The sequence below is a fragment of the Enterococcus sp. AZ048 genome (genome assembly GCF_051715125.1).
Classification (GTDB): domain Bacteria; phylum Bacillota; class Bacilli; order Lactobacillales; family Enterococcaceae; genus Enterococcus_A; species Enterococcus_A gilvus.
Genome location: NZ_JBIOTD010000002.1, coordinates 217,632 through 241,224, shown reverse-complemented (window position 1 = coordinate 241,224; position 23,593 = coordinate 217,632). Strand labels below are relative to the sequence as shown.

29 protein-coding genes are annotated in these 23,593 nt (G+C 41.6%); 6 read left to right on the top strand and 23 right to left on the bottom strand.

What is annotated here, in order from left to right; all coding sequences use genetic code 11:
- Positions 1 to 355: 355 nt before the first annotated feature.
- The 9 genes from IGI66_RS15055 to IGI66_RS15015 form a co-directional block, all read right to left on the bottom strand.
- Positions 356 to 1,093 carry an SDR family oxidoreductase gene (locus IGI66_RS15055; RefSeq protein WP_438849443.1) on the bottom strand — a complete coding sequence of 246 codons (738 nt, stop codon included), beginning with the start codon at positions 1,091 to 1,093 and terminating at the stop codon, positions 356 to 358.
- Between the two features lie 8 nt (positions 1,094 to 1,101).
- Positions 1,102 to 1,419 (bottom strand): carboxymuconolactone decarboxylase family protein, encoded by a 318-nt coding sequence (locus IGI66_RS15050; protein WP_301516443.1) that lies wholly within the window; start codon positions 1,417 to 1,419, stop codon positions 1,102 to 1,104.
- Positions 1,420 to 1,485: 66 nt separating this feature from the next.
- Complete coding sequence (locus IGI66_RS15045) at positions 1,486 to 1,896, bottom strand: cupin domain-containing protein (RefSeq protein ID WP_086305050.1); 411 nt, start codon at positions 1,894 to 1,896, stop codon at positions 1,486 to 1,488.
- Positions 1,897 to 1,913: 17 nt separating this feature from the next.
- Entirely contained in the window at positions 1,914 to 2,438 is a 525-nt protein-coding gene (locus IGI66_RS15040) for a flavodoxin (protein WP_438849442.1), read from the bottom strand.
- A gap of 52 nt (positions 2,439 to 2,490) precedes the next feature.
- Entirely contained in the window at positions 2,491 to 3,474 is a 984-nt protein-coding gene (locus tag IGI66_RS15035; RefSeq protein WP_438849441.1) for an aldo/keto reductase, read from the bottom strand.
- 98 nt (positions 3,475 to 3,572) lie between these two features.
- Positions 3,573 to 4,454 (bottom strand): LysR family transcriptional regulator, encoded by an 882-nt coding sequence (locus IGI66_RS15030; protein ID WP_438849440.1) that lies wholly within the window; start codon positions 4,452 to 4,454, stop codon positions 3,573 to 3,575.
- A 59-nt stretch (positions 4,455 to 4,513) separates the two neighbouring features.
- Positions 4,514 to 5,359: an HAD family hydrolase gene (locus IGI66_RS15025; protein ID WP_438849439.1), complete on the bottom strand. Its 846-nt coding sequence runs from the start codon at positions 5,357 to 5,359 to the stop codon at positions 4,514 to 4,516.
- Between the two features lie 46 nt (positions 5,360 to 5,405).
- Positions 5,406 to 5,819, bottom strand: coding sequence for a MerR family transcriptional regulator (locus tag IGI66_RS15020; protein WP_438849438.1), 414 nt, complete (start codon positions 5,817 to 5,819; stop codon positions 5,406 to 5,408).
- Between the two features lie 177 nt (positions 5,820 to 5,996).
- A complete protein-coding gene (locus IGI66_RS15015; protein WP_367378735.1) occupies positions 5,997 to 6,977 on the bottom strand; it encodes an aldo/keto reductase in 981 nt (326 codons plus the stop codon).
- 291 nt (positions 6,978 to 7,268) lie between these two features.
- On the opposite strand from IGI66_RS15015, the gene IGI66_RS15010 reads away from it, so the two are divergent.
- Positions 7,269 to 7,412 (top strand): hypothetical protein, encoded by a 144-nt coding sequence (locus tag IGI66_RS15010; RefSeq protein ID WP_010779132.1) that lies wholly within the window; start codon positions 7,269 to 7,271, stop codon positions 7,410 to 7,412.
- A 42-nt stretch (positions 7,413 to 7,454) separates the two neighbouring features.
- On the opposite strand, the gene IGI66_RS15005 is transcribed toward IGI66_RS15010, so the two are convergent.
- Positions 7,455 to 8,435, bottom strand: a complete 981-nt coding sequence (locus IGI66_RS15005; RefSeq protein ID WP_438849437.1) for a Gfo/Idh/MocA family protein — start codon at positions 8,433 to 8,435, stop codon at positions 7,455 to 7,457.
- Positions 8,436 to 8,453: 18 nt separating this feature from the next.
- Complete coding sequence (locus tag IGI66_RS15000) at positions 8,454 to 9,473, bottom strand: Gfo/Idh/MocA family oxidoreductase (protein ID WP_438849436.1); 1,020 nt, start codon at positions 9,471 to 9,473, stop codon at positions 8,454 to 8,456.
- A 365-nt stretch (positions 9,474 to 9,838) separates the two neighbouring features.
- Here IGI66_RS15000 and IGI66_RS14995 point away from each other — a divergent pair, with 365 nt between their 5' ends.
- The 4 genes from IGI66_RS14995 (at position 9,839) to IGI66_RS14980 (ending at position 13,223) form a co-directional block, all read left to right on the top strand.
- A complete protein-coding gene (locus IGI66_RS14995; RefSeq protein ID WP_438849435.1) occupies positions 9,839 to 10,714 on the top strand; it encodes a MurR/RpiR family transcriptional regulator in 876 nt (291 codons plus the stop codon).
- Positions 10,715 to 10,790: 76 nt separating this feature from the next.
- Positions 10,791 to 11,435, top strand: coding sequence for a TetR/AcrR family transcriptional regulator (locus IGI66_RS14990; protein ID WP_438849434.1), 645 nt, complete (start codon positions 10,791 to 10,793; stop codon positions 11,433 to 11,435).
- A gap of 74 nt (positions 11,436 to 11,509) precedes the next feature.
- Positions 11,510 to 12,457, top strand: coding sequence for an ATP-binding cassette domain-containing protein (locus IGI66_RS14985; protein WP_438849433.1), 948 nt, complete (start codon positions 11,510 to 11,512; stop codon positions 12,455 to 12,457).
- Positions 12,450 to 13,223 (top strand): ABC transporter permease, encoded by a 774-nt coding sequence (locus tag IGI66_RS14980; RefSeq protein WP_438849432.1) that lies wholly within the window; start codon positions 12,450 to 12,452, stop codon positions 13,221 to 13,223. The genes IGI66_RS14985 and IGI66_RS14980 overlap by 8 nt, the downstream gene beginning before the upstream one ends.
- A gap of 53 nt (positions 13,224 to 13,276) precedes the next feature.
- Here the strand turns inward: IGI66_RS14980 and IGI66_RS14975 are convergent, their stop codons facing one another.
- The 5 genes from IGI66_RS14975 to IGI66_RS14955 all read right to left on the bottom strand — a co-directional run bounded on the left by IGI66_RS14975 (position 13,277) and on the right by IGI66_RS14955 (position 16,678).
- Positions 13,277 to 13,855 carry a histidine phosphatase family protein gene (locus IGI66_RS14975; RefSeq protein ID WP_438849431.1) on the bottom strand — a complete coding sequence of 193 codons (579 nt, stop codon included), beginning with the start codon at positions 13,853 to 13,855 and terminating at the stop codon, positions 13,277 to 13,279.
- Between the two features lie 63 nt (positions 13,856 to 13,918).
- On the bottom strand, positions 13,919 to 14,617 hold the full coding sequence (locus IGI66_RS14970; protein WP_438849430.1) for a flavodoxin: 699 nt from the start codon (positions 14,615 to 14,617) through the stop codon (positions 13,919 to 13,921).
- 32 nt (positions 14,618 to 14,649) lie between these two features.
- The gene (locus IGI66_RS14965) at positions 14,650 to 15,051 is read right to left on the bottom strand and encodes a MerR family transcriptional regulator (protein WP_010779126.1); all 402 of its coding nucleotides are present in this window, start codon (positions 15,049 to 15,051) and stop codon (positions 14,650 to 14,652) included.
- Positions 15,052 to 15,066: 15 nt separating this feature from the next.
- Positions 15,067 to 15,921: an aldo/keto reductase gene (locus IGI66_RS14960; protein WP_438849429.1), complete on the bottom strand. Its 855-nt coding sequence runs from the start codon at positions 15,919 to 15,921 to the stop codon at positions 15,067 to 15,069.
- Positions 15,922 to 15,934: 13 nt separating this feature from the next.
- On the bottom strand, positions 15,935 to 16,678 hold the full coding sequence (locus IGI66_RS14955; RefSeq protein ID WP_438849428.1) for an SDR family oxidoreductase: 744 nt from the start codon (positions 16,676 to 16,678) through the stop codon (positions 15,935 to 15,937).
- Between the two features lie 252 nt (positions 16,679 to 16,930).
- Here IGI66_RS14955 and IGI66_RS14950 point away from each other — a divergent pair, with 252 nt between their 5' ends.
- The gene (locus IGI66_RS14950) at positions 16,931 to 17,302 is read left to right on the top strand and encodes a hypothetical protein (protein WP_438849427.1); all 372 of its coding nucleotides are present in this window, start codon (positions 16,931 to 16,933) and stop codon (positions 17,300 to 17,302) included.
- 166 nt (positions 17,303 to 17,468) lie between these two features.
- On the opposite strand, the gene IGI66_RS14945 is transcribed toward IGI66_RS14950, so the two are convergent.
- From IGI66_RS14945 to IGI66_RS14915, 7 genes are all read right to left on the bottom strand, one after another.
- Positions 17,469 to 17,759 carry a PTS lactose/cellobiose transporter subunit IIA gene (locus IGI66_RS14945; RefSeq protein WP_438849888.1) on the bottom strand — a complete coding sequence of 97 codons (291 nt, stop codon included), beginning with the start codon at positions 17,757 to 17,759 and terminating at the stop codon, positions 17,469 to 17,471.
- A 31-nt stretch (positions 17,760 to 17,790) separates the two neighbouring features.
- A complete protein-coding gene (locus tag IGI66_RS14940) occupies positions 17,791 to 18,111 on the bottom strand; it encodes a PTS sugar transporter subunit IIB (RefSeq protein ID WP_367378726.1) in 321 nt (106 codons plus the stop codon).
- 38 nt (positions 18,112 to 18,149) lie between these two features.
- On the bottom strand, positions 18,150 to 18,938 hold the full coding sequence (locus tag IGI66_RS14935; protein WP_301516425.1) for a MurR/RpiR family transcriptional regulator: 789 nt from the start codon (positions 18,936 to 18,938) through the stop codon (positions 18,150 to 18,152).
- A gap of 232 nt (positions 18,939 to 19,170) precedes the next feature.
- A complete protein-coding gene (locus IGI66_RS14930; RefSeq protein ID WP_301516424.1) occupies positions 19,171 to 20,457 on the bottom strand; it encodes a PTS sugar transporter subunit IIC in 1,287 nt (428 codons plus the stop codon).
- A gap of 90 nt (positions 20,458 to 20,547) precedes the next feature.
- On the bottom strand, positions 20,548 to 21,552 hold the full coding sequence (locus tag IGI66_RS14925; protein ID WP_367378724.1) for a Gfo/Idh/MocA family protein: 1,005 nt from the start codon (positions 21,550 to 21,552) through the stop codon (positions 20,548 to 20,550).
- On the bottom strand, positions 21,549 to 22,577 hold the full coding sequence (locus IGI66_RS14920) for a Gfo/Idh/MocA family oxidoreductase (RefSeq protein WP_367378723.1): 1,029 nt from the start codon (positions 22,575 to 22,577) through the stop codon (positions 21,549 to 21,551). Before IGI66_RS14920 ends, IGI66_RS14925 begins: the two co-directional genes overlap by 4 nt.
- A gap of 238 nt (positions 22,578 to 22,815) precedes the next feature.
- Positions 22,816 to 23,391, bottom strand: coding sequence for a hypothetical protein (locus IGI66_RS14915; RefSeq protein WP_086305064.1), 576 nt, complete (start codon positions 23,389 to 23,391; stop codon positions 22,816 to 22,818).
- Positions 23,392 to 23,593: the final 202 nt, after the last annotated feature.

Sequence of the window (23,593 nt, the reverse complement as noted above, 5' to 3'; positions counted from 1 at the left end):
ATAACCCTTTATTTTTCTTGATAAGTAGAGATTTTTGCAATGTTTTTTGGCAACAATGTAAGCGCAACCTAAAAAAGATGTTTTTCTTCTTATAAAGAGTCTTAGTTAAATCCGTTATTTTATGCGTCATTCAGCATCGTCTATTTTTTATTCAACTACTCTTTTCTACTTTAAGATACCTGATTGCTCATGAAAAAAGAGCCGTTTCCGTTGCCTTTTCTTCTGCTATCTCAACAATAAATAATCGAACGTTAATCATAAAATAACAGATTGTATCAAGTCAATAAATGAGGAGCCCACAAAAAAATACAGTACCCGAATGGCTTAAACATTCAGGTACTGCATTTTCTTTTTTCTACGCCTGCACACTTGGCAAAATGGTCATTTCTGTGATAGCCACCTCGGCTGGCTGCTGAATAGCAAACAGAACGGTTTTCGCTACTGCTTCAGGAGTGATGGCGATTTGATAAAACTCTTCCATCCCTTGTTTGACTTCTTGTGTAGAAATCGTAGACAATAATTCCGTTGAGATGGCTCCTGGATAAAGCGTTGTAGTGCGAATATTCGTTTTTTCCAACGCAGACTCCATTCGGAAGCCTTCCATGATCGCTCGTACCGCAAATTTAGTCCCGGTATAAACACTGTTTCCTGGAAAGACTTTTAATCCTGCAATTGAGCTTGTGGCTAATACATTCCCAGATTTTTGCTTGGTAAAATGAGGAAGCACCGCGGCTAAACCATTTAAAACTCCTTTGATATTGCAATCGATCATGTCGTTCCATTCTTCTGTTTTTAGCTCGCTCATATTGCTAGCCGGCATGATTCCAGCATTCGCAAATAATACATCCACTTTTCCAAACGTTTTTACCGCTAAGTCAACTAGAGCTTCGACTTCTTCAGATTTACGCACATCTGTAGTGGCGTAAACACTCGTTTCTCCGAATTCTTTTACTAATTGCTGCAACTTTTCTTCTCGCCGGGCGCCCAATACCACCTTCGCCCCTTCATTAACCAGCATTCTTGCAGTAGCTTCCCCAATTCCAGAGGAGGCCCCTGTGATCACCACGACTTTTCCTTCTATAGTTTTATTCATTTTATCCCTCAATTCTGTTCAAAAATATCTTCTGCTAACGCGAACGCACTCCACGCCTTTGGCCACCCCGCATAAAATGCGAGATGTGTGATCAATGCGACGATTTCTTTTTTTGTCACGCCATTTTTCTTTGCTATTTTTAGATGTGCTTCTAATTGAGGCGCACCCATCGCCAACAAGGCTGAACAGGTGATCATACTGCGGTCATGGGCGGAAAGCTCGTCTTCCTTAGCCCATACTTCTCCAAATAATACATCGTCATTCAACGCTGCAAACTGTGGGGCAAATTCACCTAATCTTTCTCTTCCTGCTGTTTGTTTTTCCATTTGCTAAGCTCCTATCTTTAAGGTAAACTTTTTTGTAATTTAGGTTTACTTTATTTATTCAAGTTCTTATTTTAGTTGGTCATACCAGTCATCCGATACAGGCTCTAACCATTCGGGTGTGCCCGCGGTGACAGCGATATGCTCAAACCAACTGTCTTTTGCGGCGCCATGCCAATGCTTGACCCCATCATGGGTGATGACCACATCTCCTGCACTTAGACGACGTGCTTCTTTGCCTTCTTCTTGGTACCAGCCTTCTCCTCCAGTAACTAACAATAATTGATAGCCCTCGTGATGAATATGCCAGTTATTGCGGCAGCCTGGTTCAAAGGTCACGTTTGCAACACCTACGTCAATCGTCGGATCAGCGATCAGTGGATGGAGATAGCTTTGACCGACAAAAAATTCCGCATACGCTTCGTTCTTTTCGCCAACGGGAAAAATCACGCCATTTTCAACTTCTTTATGTTTTACCATTCTTTTTTCCTCCTGTTTCATGATTGTTGTTTCGAATAAGAAAGCAACCAATTTTTTATCGCAGTATCTGCGCGTTCACTCTTTGATCCGCGAATCGCTAACCCGGTTTTGATCTCCGCGCCGCTGCAGACAAGAGACAGCTCCTCCAGACTTGAACCAAAAGCACTGCCTTCATGCGTACAAAAGGGATAAATCACCTTGTCCCTCCACTCATGATCTGCTAAAAAAGTCTGAATGATCCGCGGATAGGTTCCCCACCAATTAGGAAAACCAAGAAAAACGGTCTTAATTTTTTCTAAATCGATCGGGTCCTTCTGATAGTCCACTCGTTGAGCATGGAACTTTTCTAGTCTTGCCTGCTCCACGGCTTCCTCATAATTAACTGGATAAGGAACAATAGGACGGATCGAATACGCGGCTAGTTGTGTTTGCTCACTGATTATTCTGGCCAATCGTTCGGTGTTTCCGACCGAAATCATTTTTTTCTTACCATCGATATAGTTTTCTCCTGCTCGAGAGAAAAAAATTATTATTGAAGTCATCGCACAGCCTCCTTCAAATAGTCCTTCACTATTGATTAAAGTCATAGACCTTCTATTTTCCAGTCCGTTCCTTCTCTGATTGCGGATAGCGATCGCCAACGATCGTCAACGCAGCCACGGCTTGATTCATCTGGCTTAATTCTTCTTTCGTAAAGGCTATCGTACTCGCCTGGTTATTTTCAGTTAATCGGTTGCTATTGGTGGTGCCCGGAATCGGAACGATCCACTCTCTTTGTGCTAAGATCCAAGCAATCGCGATTTGAGCAGAAGTGGCTTCTTTCTTTTTGGCGATTTCATAGATCAAGTCAAGAACCCCTTGGTTGGCCGCCATTACCTCTTGAGTAAAGCGCGGCAGCTCTGCACGGTTGTCGTTTTCATTAGCAATAGATTCTTTCGTCATTGTTCCGGTCAAAAAGCCTCTTCCTAATGGGCTATAGGCCACTAAACCTATCCCTAATTCTTCCAGAATCAAAAAAATATCCGCTTCTAACGCGCGCCACCAGATCGAGTACTCACTTTGAATTGCTGTTAGAGGCTCGATGGCATGGGCTTTTCTAATCGTATCTCCGCTTGCCTCAGACAACCCCCAATGGCGAATTTTTCCTTCTTTTCTAAATTGCTGGATGGTTTCCGCCACCTCTTCAATAGGAGTATGGGGGTCCACTCGGTGAATATAGTACAAATCGATATAGTCGGTCTGCAGCCGCTTAAGTGACCCTTCCAAAGAGGCTCTTAACGTTTTTTTACTGCTGTCGGGAAAATTGGATTGCCCGTCGATCTTGAATCCCCCTTTCGTAGCGAGGACGATGTCTTTTCGAAAATCTTTGACAGCTTCTCCCACGAGAATTTCATTTGTGTAGGGACCATACACTTCTGCGGTATCGAACATTGTGACGCCTTGGTGAAAGGCTTCTTGCACGACGCGCGCCATTTCCTTTGGCTCTTTGGCAGGTCCACGATGGTGATTCAGCCCCATACAGCCATACCCTAATTCTGATACCTCCAACTTCTGTTGACCAAGTGTTCTCTTTTTCATCTAATTGCCTCCTTCATAAAAAAAAATGAGCGATATTCTGAATACATTCAGAATACAGCTCATTGTTCCTACTATCTAATGCTTATATCAGCATACTACTATAGCTGAAAAGCATACTTGAAGCGGTTGATCAATTCTTGTACAGCCGGCGTTTGCAGACGCTTTTTCCAAACCAATACACAGTTTGTTTTGACTGTGGGATACAACGGGATAAAGACGGATTCTTCTAATTTCCGATCAGAAATCGCCCCCTCAACGGTTAGCGCTGCCCCGACTTTATGATCCACCAAAGGCAAAACATTGAATATCAAATTGAAATTTCCAACAACATTCAGTTGCTCAAACGGACTCCCCGACCATTTTGCAAGTAGCCTTTGGACCTCTGGACGACTTGAGCATAGCAGCGGCAGCCCTTTGATATCTTCAGGAGTCAGTACGTCCTTTTTCGCGATAAATAATTCTCTAGAAACGAGGATTCCCCATCGCTCTTCCCGAGGGAGCAGAAGGGTCTCCACATCCCTCAAATCAATCGGCTCCAGCAAAACTGCTAGATCTAGAATTCCTTTTTCTAGGCGATCAGAAATATCATCACTCGTTCCAGTCACTAGATTGAACTGAATCTGAGGATAGTCGCTGACCAGCTCCTCCAAAAGCATAGCCACGGTGTCTGAATTGTCCGCTTCTACACAACCAATGGCGATCGTTCCGCTTAGTTGCTCCTTTCGTTGAGCAGAAAAGGCTTGTTCCAACTTCTCATCCAACGCCAAGATTTCCTCGGCTCGTTCCTTCAAAAAATACCCATCTTTTGTCAAACTCAACCGATTCTTTTCACGATGAAAAAGCGGTGCACCGACCGTTTCTTCCAGCTCCTTGATTTGACGACTCAATGTAGGTTGGGTGATATTTAAGATCCGAGCAGCACGAGAGATGTTTCCTTCCTGTGCAACAGCCCAAAAATATCGTAAAAGTCTGATTTCCATAACTTCCGCCTTTTTACTTTTCTTTCACTATAGCAGATTAGCCTAGAGGATTAAAAAGCTTACGCGTTGATAAGGTCCAGCTTCTCAAGCATAAAGGCGATACCGCCCTCATCATGAGACAGCGTGACCTCATCCGCGACAGCTTTTAGTTCCTCTTTGGCATTGCCCATAGCGATTCCCAGGGCCACGGCTTCAAACATGTCGATATCATTTACACCATCTCCAAAGGCGATACATTCAGCCTTTTCCCGTTGAATATGCTGCAGGAGCGTTTCGATAGCTGTTCGTTTATTGATGTTTTTCAGCCCGATCTCCCCGCTGTCAGGACCAAATGCCGAAACGGTACTTCTCAGCATTTGGAAATCACCGTCGTATTCCTCATGAATGACTTCATAAGGAATCGATTGATTCACAAAGGACACTTTGTTCACGTCTTCATAGTCGATTTTGCTGGGATCTTCAATCAGCAAGTCTAAAAACCATTTGACCGATTGGATTTTTGCTTGCCCTTCTGGTGAATCCTCCGCCGTTTCTCCCAACGTAAGCTGAATGAGCAGCTTTCTCAAGTTGGCACTCGCAAATAATCCTTGATTCGATTCAAGGTAATATTCTACCTGGTGCGCCTCTAAGAACTGGATCAGTTTGTTCAGCTCAGCCGCATCAAATACACGGTGTAAAATAACTTCTTCTTCCACTTCGCAATAGCCTCCGCCAGCACCGATAATGCCGCTGATCGGCAGTGCAAGCACATCGTCAGGAATCTCAGCTTTTGACCTTCCCGTACATAAATAAAATTGATGCCCCTGTTCATGGGCTTGCTGGATCGCCTCTTTTGCACTTTCTGGAACACGTCCGCTTTCATTGCACAAGGTACCATCAATATCCAAAAACACTACTTTTCCCATTTTATCCCCCATCATTTTAAAATAACATTTTGTACAATTTCAGATTCTATCTGGTTACACGGTCTATCCCAAAAATCTTATGATTTCGTGAAAACTGCGGTTCACAGACTTGAATCATGTGATCGTAATTATCCAATTTCTGTTCTAAGCGAGCAAGCGTCGCATGGATCAGCTTCTGCTTCTCAACCAATTTTTCGTGCTCCTGAATCAAGATTTCCTTCCGTTCCAATAACGTCGCATCGCCCTGTTGATAGAGGGTTGAATACCTCGCCAATGACTCGATGGATAGGCCAGAATCGCGCATGTACTTAATAAATTCGACCCACTTAATATCCTCTTCCTGAAAGTCTCGAATACCCAACTCGTTTCGGGTGATCGGCGGAAGCAGCCCTTGCTTCTCATAGTAACGGATCGTCGCTGGCGTCATATGAAACTTCGCAGCCACTTCTGAAATATTCATAGTCACCGCTCCTTTTTTAAGTTTTGCCGTTTCACTCTAAAAGAACCATCCTATTCGTTCAATTCTATCAGTCTTGCGGCTCGGAATAAAGGGAGCTTTGCATAATCGCATCCGCATTTCTGATATACGCTCTTTTTTATTGATTATTTGTAAAACAATTAGTACTTTTCTTCGATTTTAGCTATGTCCTACAACTCGATGAGGAACATACGGTTCTTCCAAATAACGGACATCTTCTTCTGAGAGCTTGAAATCCACTGCACCAACAGCAGTCTCGATGTGCTTCATTTTAGTCGCTCCGATTATTGGTGCTGCGACGGGATTTTTTTGCAGCACCCAGCCGAGTGCGATATTGACCCGGTTCGTTTCATATTTTTCTGCTAATTCAGCGACACGATCAATGATCACCTGATCCTTTTCCGCTGTTTCGTCATATTTTGCTTTTTGTGCGGTATCTGTTGTGCTGCGCTTCGTCACTTGAGCGCGGTCACGGAGCAACCGTCCAGAGGCCATCGGACTGTAGGGCGTCAACGCGATTTTTTCTGAACGGCAATAAGGGATCATCTCCCGCTCTTCTTCCCGATAGATCAAATTCAGATGATTCTGCATCGATACGAACTTTGTCCAGCCATTTTTTTCAGCCACATGATTTGCCTGTTGAAATTGATACGCAAACATCGCGGATGCGCCAATATAACGAGCCTTGCCCGATTTCACGACATCATGCAGCGCCTCCATCGTTTCTTCGATCGGCGTATTTTCGTCCCAACGATGAATGATATAAAGATCAACATAGTCCGTCTGAAGCCGTTGCAAACTTTGATCAATTTGCGCCATGATGTGTTTTCGTGACAGCCCTTGCCCATTTGGCCCATCAAACATTTTTTGATGAACCTTTGTCGCCAGAACAATTTCCTCACGCGTCGCAAAATCCTTCAATGCTTTCCCGAGAATCTCTTCGCTTCTTCCTAATGAATAGACATTGGCAGTGTCGAAAAAGTTGATCCCTAACTCCAGCGCTCTCTTGATCAAGGGACGACTCTCTTCTTCTTCCAATACCCACTTATGAATCCAATTCTTCGGATCGCCAAAACTCATAGAACCTAAACAAATTCTTGAAATATCCAATCCTGTATTTCCCAACTTCACATAATCCATTCGTCTCCACACCTTTCTTTTCTATACCATACACGTTGAAGTCCACTTTAAGGCAAGCGTTTTATTAAAAAGATTGCCTTTTTTTCAATTTGTCTTTATCCTTTTTAGCATAGAGAACATTCTTGAAAAAATTGCTTTTCCTAGAACGCTCTTTTTACGGTGAAATCTAAGCGCCAGATTCTTCTTTTTTTGTTATCCAAACGACACATGTACTATACGACACGATTCTTCATATAGTACTATTCTCTATTCATTATACGTTATTTAAATAAGAAAGATTTGAGGTGACCAATGAATTCAGCGATCGGATTAGGAAATATCCTTGCATTTATCGTCTCTTATAGAAAATGGCACAGTCTTTTTTGGGCCTTCTTCCACGGGATGTTTGGATGGGGCTATTTATTCTATTATGGGTTATTTTATTGGGGACAATAATAAATAAAGCCGCACAGAGTAAAATCCTGTGCGGTTTATTTGTTATTCTCCCAAGACGATTCCAGCATCGTTGATCGCGGCTTCAACGATGGCCATTACGGTTTTGCTATGCTCTAATTGTTTTTTTACAAATGCCTGATCATTTCTATCGATCACGTGGCTAAAGAGTTTAAACTCATCAAACATGCGGTGTGGATGATCTTTGTAATCAAAGGTCTCTTTTTCTCCTGAAAGTTTTTCTGTCGTATAGCTGTCTAACGTGTTCGTCGGTCCATTCACCACGACCGATCCCTCTGTCCCTTGAATGGTTGAGCGAATGGTCGCTTGTGAATCCTTCGCACCAATACAAACAACTTTCACATCGCCATAATCCAGCAGCAGCATGCCAGACGTATCAATGTCTCGTTCGATGTTGGCTAAGTAGCGAACGTCTTTTGGTTTGCCAAGCAGTCCCACCACTAAATGAATGTTGTAGATATTGATATCCATCAAGGCGCCGCCGCCCTTTTTCGGATCGAAGGCTGGCAAAATCGTTCCTTCTTTAAAGGCATCATAGCGCGAGGAATATTGCGAGTAGTTGCATTCGATGATTTTCAATGCGCCGATTTTCTGGCTTGCTTCTTTGATTCCTTGGTAGTTTTTCAAATATTGGTTGGTGATCGCCTCTACTAATACTACCTCTTTTTCTGATGCGAGGGTTTCCAATTCCACTAATTCTCCATACTTCAAAGTAAAGGGCTTCTCGCAGATCACGTGCTTTCCTGCCTCCAAGGCCTTTTTTGCAAAACTGTAATGAAGGTGGTTTGGCACTGCTACATACACCGTGTCGAAGGCGTCGCTTTTTAAGCACTCTTCAATGTCCGTGTAGGCGGCATCGATTCCGAATTCCTCAGCTAATTTTTCCGTTTTTTCTTGGCTTCTTTTTGTTCCTAAAATCGCCTTTAATTGAATCTCCGATAAATCTTTCGTGATCGATAAAAATTCTTGCACGATTTTCCCAGAACCAAAAATGGCTAATTTCATGTTTTTTCCTCGCTTTCTTTATCGTGTGAGTGGTTGGATACCCTTTTCCAGCATCTCGATTTGCAGCAGTGTCTCCTCATCTTTGACAACTTTAGGTTTCCCGTTGATCAGCGTGTCATAAATATCCTCGTAGACGCGGCTATAGTCGCCAATTTCAGAAACGACCTTTTCTTCATGGTAGGTCCCTTCCTCGTCTATGTACGTCAATGTCCCGTAATGCTCCGGTAAATCAATCCCAAAATCTTTGTTTTCTGGCATATAGAACATTTTCAAGTGCTCCTCTTGGCGGTCTTTGGTCTCCTTCACAAAGACACCTTTCTTGCCATAGACAACAAAACTAGGACGTTCCTTTAGACGGAAATAGCTCGACTTCACAGAAACCTTCATACGACCATAAAACAAATCCAAATCAAAGTAATCATTCATCCGATCGTCGCCTAAAAGCTGGCGAACCTCATAGTGGACGTCATCCGGGCGACCAAAATACGAGATCACTTGATCCAGCGTGTGGCACGCATGCCCATACAGGTAGCTCGTTCCAATAGAGAAGGTTTCAACACTCTCTGGTACTTCTGGACGGAAGTAATCGTAGTGCATCTCGACTTCTAAAAGATCCCCTAGCACACCACTTTCGATTACTTTTTGAACGGTTAAAAAGTCGGAATCATACCGGCGATTTTGATAACATTGGACAAATAATCCTTTTTCCTCCGCCAATCTGTACAATTCCTTGGCTTCGTCAGAGGTTTCTGTAAAAGGTTTTTCAATCAGGACATTTTTTCCGTGCTCCAACGCTTCTTTGCCTAATTTAAAATGCAGCGGACTGGGCGTTGTCACCACGACCAATTGAATCTCTGGGTCATTGTAGATGTCATTGATGTCCGATGTATACGTCGTGCCGGGATTTTTCTCCCAAGTGATTCGCCCACTTGGCGAGTAGATTGTTTTGACGGTGATTTTTTCTGGTAGTTTCGTAGAAAATGGTAAGTGATACCGATTTGTACTTTTTCCGTTTCCAATATAGGCAATCGTCAGCATGTGTAGATCCCTCCAAATTTTTTGTTGTTACCTTTATTATAGAAGAAACCCGTTTATTGAGAAGCCTTTTCAGCAAAACAGGTCATTTTATTCACGCATTCGCGAAAACTGCTTCGATTTCTGAACATTTCTACCAGAACTTGAGCTCAGATAAGAACATCTCTTCTGAAAATAGTGAAATTAAGTTATGATAGATAGGATGTCGAAATTACTTTCAACTTTGACAGAGTGTTAAGTCGATTCGTTTAATACTTTCAAAATGTAAAGAAATTTCACGAAAAACTTTCCGTTCGTAAAGTATTTACTTCACTTTATTTAACAGGTGCTTTAAGAATAACCATTAATACAGACAAGGAGCTGATTACATGCTTTTAATCGACAAACTGCGCTTGCAGCAAGATTTAACTAATACTGAAAAGCGGATCGCAGACTATATTTTAGAGAATTTAACGATGATTCCGGCTATTAATGTGGCGGAGCTCGCCAAGAATACCTATACTTCCCACTCTTCGGTCATTCGTTTGTCGCAAAAGATGGGCTACGAGGGTTTTCGTGATTTTCGTGTAGCTGTTTCTGAGATCGCCCACAGTGATATGTATCGTTCGAATCCAGTTGATGCTAATTTCCCTTTTCTGCCGCAGGATTCCACCAAAGAGATTGCGAAGAAAATCGCGGATTTGACGATCAATACGGTACAGCGCACCTACGCTCAACTGGATGAGCAAATTCTTGATGAAGCGGCAGATTTGTTGTCAAATGCTGAACGAATCTTTCTATTTGCGCAAGGGGATTCGCAGATTCGGGCTCGCAGCTTTCAAAATAAGCTGGTGAAGATCAATAAATTCTTGATCATTGCCGATGAATATGCGGACGAGGATTGGAATGCCGCCAGTCTCACCAGCAGAGATTGTGCCATCTTTATTACCTATCGCGCACGTGTATCGCAATATGAACGAATGCTGAAGCACTTTTTGAATGAAAATGTGCCTTCGATCTTAATTACTGGCAATAATCAATCAAACTTGATTCCGCTCGCTACTCAATCCATCGTGTTCACGCAGGAAGAGTTGGATTTCCTCAAAGTCAGTACCTTCTCATCGCAAATTGCTTTTGAATATATTTTAGACACACTCTTTTCGCTATTATATGCGAAGAATTTCCAAGAGAATCTTACTGATTTTAAGAAGAAAAACAAATGGATCGAAAACGGGATTTTATCGGATAATCCTAGAATCGAGTGAAAGCGCATTGACAAATTAGAGAAATAAGATTATATTATAGATACATGATGTATGTATGTTAAAAGGATGAGTGAACATGGCTAGAAATAAGTATCCTGAAGAGACCGTGCAGAAAATTTTAGATGTTTCCATGAAGTTGTTTATGGAAAAGGGTTTTGAAGAAACGACGGTCTTGGATATCGTGAATAACCTAGGCGGACTGACGCGCGGGGCCTTCTACCACCACTTCAAATCGAAGGAAGAAGTGCTGGATGCTCTTGGCGATCGTATGTTTTATGACAACAATCCGTTTGAAAAAGTAAAAAAAGAAAAAGGCTTGAATGGTTTAGAAAAGATTAGGCAGGTCGTCAGGTTCCAACATCAAAATCAAGACAAGCAAGAGATCAACATGATGTCTCTGTCTTTAGTAGAGAATCCGAAAATCTTCACTGAATTTTTTGAAAGTAATCAAAAAGTGATCGCCCCGCTGTTTGAAGAATTGATCCGTGAAGGTATCGCTGATGGATCAATCACAGGGGTAAAATATCCGAAAGCCTTTGCCAGCTTTTTTGTTTTAATTACTGACATCTGGTTAGTCCCTTCGATTGCTCCGGGTTCCCATGAAGAGCTGCTTGAAAAGCTTTATTTTGCAAAAGATACCTTTGAAAAAATGGGTGTCCCTATCATTGACGACGAAATGCTGGAAAGTACCATAGAATTGATTGACCGTATCGGAAAATAAATAAAATTGCCTAGCAATTTTATTTTTTATTTAAATGCATACATACACAATGTATGATAAAAGGAGGAATTAAAATGATTACTGAAACTACAGCACTCTCTGTTCAAAATCTCAAAAAAAGCTATCAGGGTGTGCCCGTCTTAACCAATGTCAGCTTTACCATTGAGAAAGGCTCGATCTTCTCTTTGTTGGGTTCAAACGGTGCCGGTAAAACAACCACGATTAGAATTTTGACCACCCTCACCCAGCCGGACAGCGGAAAAATCTCGATCTATGGTTATGATCCCTTATCGGAACCTAGCAAAGTTCACGAAGTTATTAGTTTGACTGGTCAGTTTGCCTCGGTGGATGAATTTTTGAGCGGCTTCGAAAACCTAGTCATGATCGGTCAATTGAACGGGTTAAAAGATGCGAAGGAAAAAGCCAGAGGATTGCTGGAGTATTTTGATTTGACGACGGCTGGCGATCGACTGGTCGCTACCTATTCTGGCGGCATGCGCAGAAAGATCGATATCGCCATGAGTCTGGTCAACGATCCAGCTGTCCTATTCTTGGATGAGCCGACGACCGGACTTGATCCCCAAAGCCGTCGAAGCATGTGGCAGATCATTAAGAAGCTGAAAAAAGCCGGAACAACAATCTTTTTAACCACTCAATATTTGGATGAAGCGGAGGAATTAGCGGGTCATATTGCGATTTTGGATCGGGGGTTGATCATTGTGGATGGTACTCTTGCTGATCTGAAGCAGGCCGTTCCACAAGGCTTGATTGAATTTTCATTTGCAGATGAGGGGAATTATCAAAAAACTCAGGCACTTCTTTCTTCTTATAACTTTACTCTTGATGACGAACAGCATTTAGTGACCATTTATACTGATGGTACGGCTGATACCTTTATTGAAATCTTGGAGTTACTTCGATCAAATGACATTCAAATTCGGCATTTTCTGCAAAAAGATCCCTCCTTAGAGGATGTTTTTCTAACCCTAATCGGAGAAAAGGAGCGTGTCATAAATGAATAAAAGTCTTCCATTATTTACCGATACCTTCATCATGTCGAAAAGATGCCTCACCTTATCTATGCGTAATATTGACACTGTTTTGACAAGTCTAGTCTCGCCTTTACTGCTGCTGCTGCTTTTTGTTTCCTTATTCGGCGGCGCGATTGATGTTGGCGGAATCTCTTACATCAACTACATTTTCCCCGGCATCATCCTACAATGCATTGGACAGTGTGCCGCTACGACAGTCATTAGCGTAAGCAGCGACATCAAGCAAGGGATTATTGATCGCTTCCTTACGATGCCGATCAAAAAATCATCGATTCTAACTGGTCACGTTCTAGAAGCGATACTCCGCAATTTGCTGACGATCGTCACTTTAGTTATTGTCGGTTTAGTCGTTGGTTTTCGCCCGGAAGCGCAGTTTCATGAATGGCTGCTGGCAATCGGCATCATTTTATTGTTTGTTGCCTCTCTTTCTTGGATTGCGGTTCTCTTTGGCATTTTAGCTAATAGTCCAGAAGGCGCCAGCGCTTTTTCGATTTTTACGATTACACTTCCCTACCTAAGCTCTGGTTTTGTGCCGATCGAAACAATGCCCGAGTGGTTGCAGGTCTTTGCGGAAAATCAACCGATGACTCCGATTATCGAAACCGTTCGAGCTTTACTTTTAGGTCAAACATTAGAGATGAATGATCTCATTTTATCGCTTGTGTGGTGCCTCGCATTGATGGTGCTTTTCTACGCTTTAGCCAGAGGCGCATTCAAAAAGAAAATGTTGAAATAGGAAAGAAAAAAATGCTTCTACTTAACGAACGTAAAGTAGAAGCACTTTTGGCTTTACACAATGAGTGAAAAATCGTGATTGATTATTTCCAGCAACTCAAACTGATCCTCTTCAAAGGCAAATTTCAGAATACAGCAATTTGCGATTCTCCCTTGTAGATCTATCTTGGTTTTGTGTTCCCATTCCCGCATAAATTGCCGACAAGATGCTCCGTGAGAAACCATCAAAATCGTTTTCCCCTGATCTTCCCGAGCCAGTTCAAGAACCGTCTGTGCCACTCGTGCACGAAAGTCCTTTTCCCCTTCCCCGCCAAATTTAGTGAAAAAATCACCGTAGTGCAAGGGTGGATTCAAGTATTCATGCTCCGCCTCTAAATCACCAAAATGCCATTCCTTCAATCCTTTGACTCGTTTATAAGGCAAATCTGTTACCAGCTCCAACGTATCACAGGCTCTTTCCGAGGTAGAGGCATAGGCACTATCCAGCTCAATCTTGTTTCTGACAAAATAATCCCGCGCGATCAGCGCCTGCTTCTTGCCAAGCTCTGTTAAAGGCGAGTCACACCACCCTTGTATTTTTTTCTGTTGATTAAATAACGTCTCCCCGTGACGCATCAAATAGATCGTTTTCATTTTTTCACTCCATTTCCTTAATAGCTGACTGCTGCAAGTGTTATTCGCAGCGCCCTAGCCTCTTTAGATGTTTAAGTCATTCAACCATTTAATCACCGCTTCTTTACTGTCGGTGGCCTCATCACGATTGACGGAATAGCCGTCTTCGATTACTTTGGCGCCGGGCTCTTCTTTCTTGATCGAATCGATCGTATCGGAAAAACCACTGCCGCCATGGGTATTAAAAGGGATGATGGTCTTCCCAGCGAGATCTGTTTCGTCCAAGAAACTGTAAATGATCATGGGCATGTCCCCCCACCAGTTTGGATAGCCGAGAAAAATTGTTTCGTACTGATCCATCGTTTCGATTTTTTCTTTTAATGCTGGTCGTGCCCCCTCCTCTTGTTCCTTACTAGCCAGATCCACTAATTCTTCATGATCTGTAGGATACGCTTTGTCAGGTTCAATTCGGAAAATGTCCCCTCCAACTCGTTCTTGGATCGTTTGCGCCACATATTGTGTATTGCCTAGAACTTCCCCATCGATCACGACCGCGCTGTTTTCCTCTTCTTGGGTCATATTTTCAGGATCATCTGTTTCCGGCACTGAAAAATAAACCACCAATGACTTCCTAAATTTCTCTGGCGCTGGAGCAACAGGAGCCGAATCTTCTGACTTATTTCCAGTAGAACTTGAATCTTGAGACTGATTCTCCGTATTGCCGCAAGCTGACAACGCGGCAATCGCAACTATCGCTGCTAAAAGCCCGAATCGTTTTTTCATTTATTTTCCACCTTCCCAGGTTGGCTGCATCCTCACTCTTCCTTCAACTCGTTATTGATTTGGAGTTTTTCCTTTTCATAAGTGACCATATGAGTATCAAAATTATCTAGTTTGTATTTCAAATAATCCCGCGCTTCTTCTAATGCACTGATTTTCGCTTCCGCTTCATCCAAATGCTCCTGCAAAATCGCCTTTCTTGCACCCAAGGTTTCGCCGCCTTCGCGAGAAAGACTGGCATAATCGATCAATCCTTCGATCGACACCCCCGCATTGCGTAAAACTTTGGCGAAATACACCCAGTTCAAATCCTTCTCAGAAAAATCCCGATACCCATTTTTATCACGAGTAATCGGAGGGATCACCCCGATTCGTTCGTAATAACGCAAGGTGTCTGCCGAAAGCTCATACTTTTCACTGACTTCTTTGATATTCATGTCTTCTCTCCTTTCTCACTCAGTGGTTCTCACCAAACTTATCAAATTCTCCACAGCTTCCGGCTCACGATGATCAAAGAAACTGGATTTCTGCTGATCCAATGTCGTTATTTTATCCATGTCCTCTGCTGATAATTCAAAATCAAACACGTCAAAATTTTGCTGCATCCGAGCGACATTCGCAGATTTTGGAATTGCCACGATGCCTCGTTGAATATGCCAGCGCAAGATGACTTGTGCGACAGATTTGCCATATTGATCCCCGATTTGTTGCAGCAGCTCATTTTGAAACAAGTTATTTTTACCTTCCGCAAAAGGTGCCCAACCTTCTACCTGCACACCCTTTTCGACCATTGCCTTTTGATCGGCTGTTCTTTGAAAGAAAGGATTGATTTCGATTTGATTGACCGCCGGAGTGACCTCGTTGAAGGCTGCTAAATCAATCAAACGATCTGGATAAAAGTTCGCTACACCAATCGCTTTGATTTTTCCTTCTTTATATAGCTCCTCCATCGCACGCCAGGCACCATAGACATCATTCAATGGTTGGTGAATCAAATAAAGGTCCACATACTCCAAGTCTAATCGTTCCAACGATCGCTGAAACGCTTTTTTCGTTCCCTCATACGTCGCATCACTGATCCATAATTTCGTCGTGAGAAACAATTCTTCACGAGGAACCCCACTGCGTTTGATCGCTTTTCCGACGGCTTCTTCGTTTCCATAAGCTGCCGCGGTATCGATCAAACGATACCCCTGAGTGATTGCTTGATAGACGATCTCTTCACATTCTTCAAGGTCGGAGATCTGATAAACACCAAATCCTAAAATCGGCATCTTCACGCCGTTATTTAATGTAACGTTTTCCATTGCTGCTCCTCCTCTATTGTACCTGTTTTGTCGGGCGAATAATAATTTCGTTCCACGCCGCGTCGTCAGGCAAGTCGATGGCTTGTTGGATCGTTGTCGCTACACGATCCACAGAGATGCCAAAATGATCATAAAATGTTTCGTAGTTTTTCTTCAAAGTCGGATCAGTGACCGAAGATAATAAATCGGTATTGATTGCGCCTGGCGAAACGATCGTGACCCGAATATTCGATCCATCCTGCGCCACTTCCTCCCGCAAAGACTCACTGATAGCACGAACGGCCCATTTTGTCGCAGAATACACGGCACCGCCAGCATGAGCATAATGACCAGCCACCGAAGAAATGTTGATGATCTGGCCGCTTTTTTGTGCATTCATAAAAGGCAGCACCGCTCCGATCCCATAAAGCGTTCCTTTAATATTACTATCGATCATCTGATCCCAATCCTTGATCCGCTTATCCTTTAATGGGGAATGGGGCATGATCCCTGCACTGTTGATCAATACATCGACCCTTCCAAAGGTATCCACCGCAAACTGAACAAGGGACTCGACCTGCCGATTATCCGTGACATCTGTTTCCTGATAAATGGCCTTTCCAGCATTATTTCGTATATCCTCAACGATTTCCCTTAGTTTAGATTCCCGGCGAGCACCCAGAACGACGCGATTCCCATGTGCTGCAAGCAGCTTGGCACTCGCTTCTCCGATGCCGCTGGAAGCTCCTGTAATTACGATTACTTTGCTTTCTCTCATTCTAAATCCCTCCTGATGAATCAAGCATACACCTTGGAGTTGACTTCAAGGCAAGAGGAAAATCTATTTTTTTACGATTAATTATTCTCCTTAGTTATCAGAAAGCACACTTGTTCTTTTAACCATCATTTGTTTCAAAAAGACGAATTTCACTATCTGAAGGCTTTTTTTTCAGTATAATTGATAATATCCAAACACAGTATTTAAAAAAAGGCATCATCAATTAGTTATTCTAAGAATGGAGTAATCGTTATGTTTTTCAAGAAAAAAGCTCTCAGTAATAACATCGATGAAAAGGAACCTGATGTGTGGGGGCGAGAACCCCTCGCCTTATATGAACAGGTCGGACGAAAAATAGATCGAAGCGAGAAGAATTTTAGGATTACACGTGAAGGGCACTATATTTTTGATTTCATGGTTCTTTTTTATAACGGCAAGCCCGATATTCGCGGTGTCGGCGGCTTGCTTTACGAGGCAGAGTGGACGAATTACGGCACTAAAATCTACAGAGTGAACACTACGCTTTCTGCCGAGGCGTTGGAGGCGCTGATCATTGATGAGCTGCCCCTCACGAAATCAGATTTTTTAGTTAGTCCAACCGCGATCGATCCCAGAATCTATTGAAGGCGTGACAGACGAGTTGCTAGCAATTGTTTCTGATTCGTAATAATAGTTAGATAAATGAGCCCACCTAACTCCCTCTACTCGACAAAAAAAGAGCGCGCATAAGCGGGCTCTTTTTTTGTCGATTTTTTTAAACGATAGTAAAATTCATTTTCATAATTGTAAACTAATTTTGCGCAATCTTCTTATATATCGCAATGATCTCCTCCGCTAGATCAGTAAAAGCAATAGCTGTCATTAAATGGTCTTTACTATGGACCATCAATAATGAAATTTCTGTATTCCTTCCAGAGGCTTCAGCCGTCAGTAGCCCTGTCTGAGTATGATGCGCTTCTACCAATGATTCTTTTGCTAAGACAATCTTTTTATCTGCTTCGTCAAATTGTTGAGCTTTCGCCAATTGAATAGCTTCCATCGCATGACTTTTAGCATTGCCGCCATGAACGATCAAACCCATAATCACTTCTAAGTTTTGGTTATCCACTCGATCATACCCCTTCTTCAATCAATTTAAGGGCTGTCGCAAAGACTTTTTCACCGTTCATCATTCCATAATCCTGCATATTGATGACTTCGACTGGCACATTGATTGCTGCGGCTTTTTCTTCAAACTGCTTCAGCATGAAACGGACTTGCGGGCCTAACAGAATCACATCGATGTCTCCCTTTTCAATTTCAGGATCAGCTTCTGAAGCGGATAGTGCAAAAATCCTCGTTTCCAAACTTTGAGCCTCCGCAGCTTTTTCCATTTTTGTGACTAACAAGCTGGTACTCATTCCAGCAGCACAAACTAACATAATCGTTTTCATTCTATTTTTTCCTTTCTTAAGTAAGTCTTCCTAATTTATTAAACATAATCGAAGGGGTCTTTTCGTTTACGGGCGACCAGACAAGTGAAAATCACATCCAAAAGATAATCAACTGAAACACCATATTGCAGCGAGGTTAACTCATACGTTCCAGAATAAATATAGAGACTTTCGTTACATAATAAATCTAACTTTCGATCTAAATTCCCTGTTAAAGCGATCGTATAAATATTTTTTCGCCGTAATTCCATCGCCGCATTGACCATTACAGGATTTTTTCCTGTATGGCTTATAATGATTGCAACACTGTCATTATCCGATAATGTCCCAATATAAAAATCGTTATAGGTATTGAATACTTGAGTATTGATTCCTAAACTGCTCAACTTTAAACAAATTCCTTGAGCACGTGTATAATTCATATCGCTAGCATAAAAATCGATTCTTTTTGAATGAACTAAACGATTGATGATACGATTCAAAGAGTCCTTTTTGATCATTTGCTGTGTATGGCGGACTGTCTCTTGATATAGCCCCTCAACTGTTGAAGACAATTCTATATTCGAAGCCGTAACATCAAGCTTTATGCGATCATTTTTCTTATTTTGTGCATGTTCACTGACATATTGCAATTGAAACTCATGATAGCTTGTAAACCCCAGCTTCTTGCACAAACGATTAATTGTCGCTGAACTAGTTAATGTTAATACCGCTAATTCTTTCGCTGTTTTATCTAAAATGAATTCTTGATTTTCTAAAATAAACTGAACAATTGCTTTTTCCTGATGTGTAAATGCAGTGCCCTTTTGCAGTTGTTGAATAATCATTTGCTCACTCCTCAGTTTAGGATGGTCCAAGATAACGACACTTAACGTTTGAAGAACGGTAGTATAAAACAATATCTATACTCTGTAAACGAATCCAATTTCGTTAATTATAGCATCCTTATCTGAGAAATTAGACTTGCTGATAAATTTACCTTCTTTGATTGTTCCATAAAAGATTGGATTATGCTTCATTCGTTTGAATGAATTCAATCAATGCATTTTCTTCGATCTCTTACTGCTCTACCATATCAAGACTCTGATTATAAACTTTCCAAAATGGTAGATAGATTACGAATCCGATTGCAAAGGAAATGATTGGTATCAACGCTGTCTTAACATCTCCTGTTCCTAATGGCCCTAATAGAAATGGCGGCGTTGCCCAAGGAACAACGGCATAAAATTTCCCAAAAAAGCTAGTCGACATCAAAAGATACCCTACTCCCGAAGAAATCGTCCCACTCAAGATGAAAGGAATCATTAAATACGGATTAAGAGCAATCGGCAAACCGTAGATTACTGGTTCTACAATCGTGAAAATTCCAGGTGCCAAAGCAGTTAGACCAATCGTTCGAAATTGTTTTCTTTTAGAAATAATCATTAGAAAAAGAAGCGGCCAAACCGCGGCGGTCCAAACTGTTAATCGAATAAGCCCAGTGCTACCTAATCCGGCTAATACATTCGGTAAATCATAATTTGATGCACCATTAGATAAAGCGCTTGCATTTTGATCAACCCACATCAAACCGAATGGTGTGAATAAAGCCAAAAACATATTATCTCCGTGAAGTCCGACACTCCAAAGCAACAGACAGACAAAGGTCACAAACATCGCCATCCAAACACTATCAGATGAAGTTATAATTGGCTCTAATAGCGTATTTAACCAAGCTACCATGTCAAAATTCATAATCGTTCGAACTAACCAAGCCAGTGAAAAAATTGTTGCGAAAGGAAGTAGTGCTCCGAAGGCATTCCCGATATTCGGCGGTACAGAATCAGGCATCTTTATCGTAATATTCCTATCCAAGAAGAATTTCAAAATTTGAACACCAATAATACTCGTTATGATACAAACGAATAAACCACTTGCACTAAATGAAGTAACTGATATCCCCCCAGCCTCATCATAACCATTGATGGTAAAGATCAAAAATGTTGCCAACCCTAACAAACTACACGTCAAGGTGTTCATTTTTTTCTTTTGAGCGTAATGATAGGGAATCGCCACCGAACAGTACAAAGACATCATGTTCATCGTTAAGCTATTCATCCAAGCAAATTTTCCAGCAAACGGTGCCAAAAAGGCAATCAATGGTTTGCCGCTCGTCCCTACATCCGGAGAACCCAATACATACAATATTAAAAAGATCGAACCAATCATAATAATTGGAGTAACAGAAACCAAGCCGGCAACGACGGAAGAAATGATATCAGTGTTTGCAAATTTACCAAGCGGTCCGGAAATTTTCGTCGTAAAATCCGTAATTCGATCCATTAACTTTTTCTTTTGTTTAGCCATTTTTTAGAACCTCCTATTTTAGTAGTTGATCTCAGGGATTACATTTTTCACTTCTAGTAATCCCTGTATAACTACAGTACATTCTAGAAACTATCGGTTGCTCATACTGACATCAGCTGGGAAAACCACATCGACCGTTTTCCTAGCTTGAGTCTGAATTTTCATTGTTTCCAGCGTAATCTCCATTAAATCTCTCGCTACTGAAACCTTTCGATTATCGATAATGTCACAAAAAGCTATAAATTCATGATACATTCTGTGCTTATCTTGATTTAGCTCAAAAACTTGCTCAGTCGCCGAATCATTCATTAACACTTTAAACTTAGCGACCACATTTGCAGAGTCTCTAATCACGATGCATCCCTTGTCCCCTTGAATTGAGGTGACGATCGGTGCTTTACAATCCTTCGCTGCAATACAAACGGCTTTGAAATCACCGTAATCCATATTTAAAATGCCCGAAGTATCAATACCTCTTTGAATATTCGCTTGATAATTAACTTTATTCGTCGCGCCAAATAAGGTCACCATCAGATTGATATTGTAGATATTTAAATCCATCAAGGCCCCGCCTGATTTCTCTGGATCAAATGCTGGCTGAATAACTCCCTGTTTGAAACCATCGTATCTTGAGGAATACTGAGAATAATTGGCCGAAACAATTTTGATCTCTCCTAAACTTGGTAATAACTCTTTGATTTTCAAAACATTGGGTAAAAAGCGCGTCGATACAGCCTCCAAGGTGATTAAATTGCGTTCTTCCGCCAAATTGGCTAATTCGACTGCTTCAAGATAATTTGATGTAAACGGCTTCTCACAAATCACATTTTTATTTGCCATTAGCGATTTTTTAGTAAATATATAATGGAGATGATTTGGAACGCCTACATAGATTGTGTCAATAGCAGGATTTCCCAGCATCTCATCGAAATCAGTGTAGCTTTTTTTTATTCCGTGCTCTTCAGCTAGCTTCTGAATAACCGTTTCTTCAGCAGGCGTCGCGCAGATTGCTTCAAGCTCCATCCCTTTAACATCATTAGCAAAGCTCAACAGATCATGGACAATCATTCCTGCTCCTAGTAATCCTACTTTCATAGTTTTGCCTCCTTGGCAACGTTCATTGCTGCTTCGATAATTTCCAAGACGGCTACCACTTCTTCATCCTTAACGATTTTCTCGGCTTTTCCAGCCAAAACTTCAGCAATGTTATCATAGATGAGTCCGTAATCGCCTTTTTCTACAGGGACCTTCATATCGACTTCTTGTCCTTCTTCATCCAAGTAAGACAAAGTTCCCCATAGCTCTTCTGGATACTCCTCTGTTGGCAACGGATAAGGCCCATTGGGTTTTTCCTTGGAAGAATTATGCCCCAGTGAAGGCATTAGGAAGCTCCCTTTTTTTCCATGAACCGTGAAACTAGGATAGTTAATTTTTACATAATAGCTTGTTTTCACAATTACTTTCAGCCCATTTGGATAGAAAAAATCGATATCATAATAATCATCCGAAATTCCCGGATTATCGATACTTCGCACGTCATAAACAAGTTTTTTAGGAATTCCAAATTCTCCGATGATCTGGTCAACAGGATGGACGGCTAAGCCATAAAGTACGCCCATTCCTTTGTGCTCAGCAATACCTGGCCGATAGTAATCATAATGAGACTCTACTTCAATCAATTCACCTAAAACACCTGACTCAATCACTTTGCGAACCGTTCGCATATCGGCATCGAAACGACGATTTTGATTCGCCATTGCCAGAAGACCTTTTTCTTTGGCTAAGGCAAAGACTTCTTTTGCTTCATCGCTAGTAATGGCAAAAGGTTTTTCAGTCAGAACGTTCTTTCCGCACTCAAGAGCCATTTTAGTATAGGCGACGTGAAACTGATCGGGGGTATTGACAACGATCAAGTTCACTTCTGGGTCTTGCATTACCTCTTCAATCGTTGAAGTAAATTGAATCGCAGGGTACCATTTCTCCCGCTCTAAATCTCCTATTCGATCTTCTTCGCGTCGATAGATATACTTAACTTTCATTCTTTTTTTTCGTGCTTCCACATAGGGTAAATGATATTGGCAAACGCTATTGCCAAAACCAATATAAGCAATGACTAACATACATGTTCCCTCCTATTTTAAAAAACATATTCTTGAGCTGGTTGTTTTTGCAAAAACAATCCAGCAAAGACCATCAGCTGATTGGTACAGGTAAACCATACCACCTTAATATCCCTATAGGATTGCAATAGAGAAAAAAGGTTAACGCTTTCAAGATTACCTTGCAATTATGAAAATGAATTTCACTATCGTTTAAAAAAATCGACAAAAAAAGAGCGCGCATAAGCGGGCTCTTTTGTTATCCACGTTCCGTCTCAAATGTAAGAAAGTAACTGCTGACCATCCCTGATCTGGCAATGGTCACCTCCATGCTGCCGATTTCTTCGTCTTGCTGTATTTTTTGAAGCAGGTGTTGCTCGATAATCTCGTCTTCTGTTAACTTCTTATCTAAATGCTCAATGTAGGGCTGACTTTCCTCAAGGGATTCACCAGAATAAACAACATAGGTCAGCATCGTTTCTTGATTTTTAAAGCTGGTCTTTGCCATCCATTGTTGTATCGACATTTCTTTTCCAAAGCTCCCCAGCATCAGGATCGTGTCCTCCATATCCTCTTGATCCCATTCATAGAGAGGATTATTTGTCTCCATGAGCCTTCCGATCTCCAGCACTTGATCCTTTGTTAATTTTCCTTCGTCCGCAAGTTCATAATTGTCACTTTCTGGCGGTTCAATGACGCGATAGAGTAACGTTCCATCTTTATCGAGAACATCACATTTGAGAAGGTGTTCTTCCTTTAATGTCGTGATCCAAATCACGCGTGCCGTTCGGTAATTCCCATAGCTCTGTTGTATTTTTTCATAATTGATTGTCATCAGTTCCCCCCTAACACTACGTTTTGCAAGCCGCTCGACTCAACCGCTTTCATTCATAGTATAAAAGATACTTAGTCCGTTGACTAGCGGTATTCCAACGAAAAAAAACTATTTAATGAAAATAAATAAATGATTTGAGTATTTTTTTAAAGCAAAGAAAAAAACTCCACTCTCATTACGAGACTGGAGTCGAATACTTAAA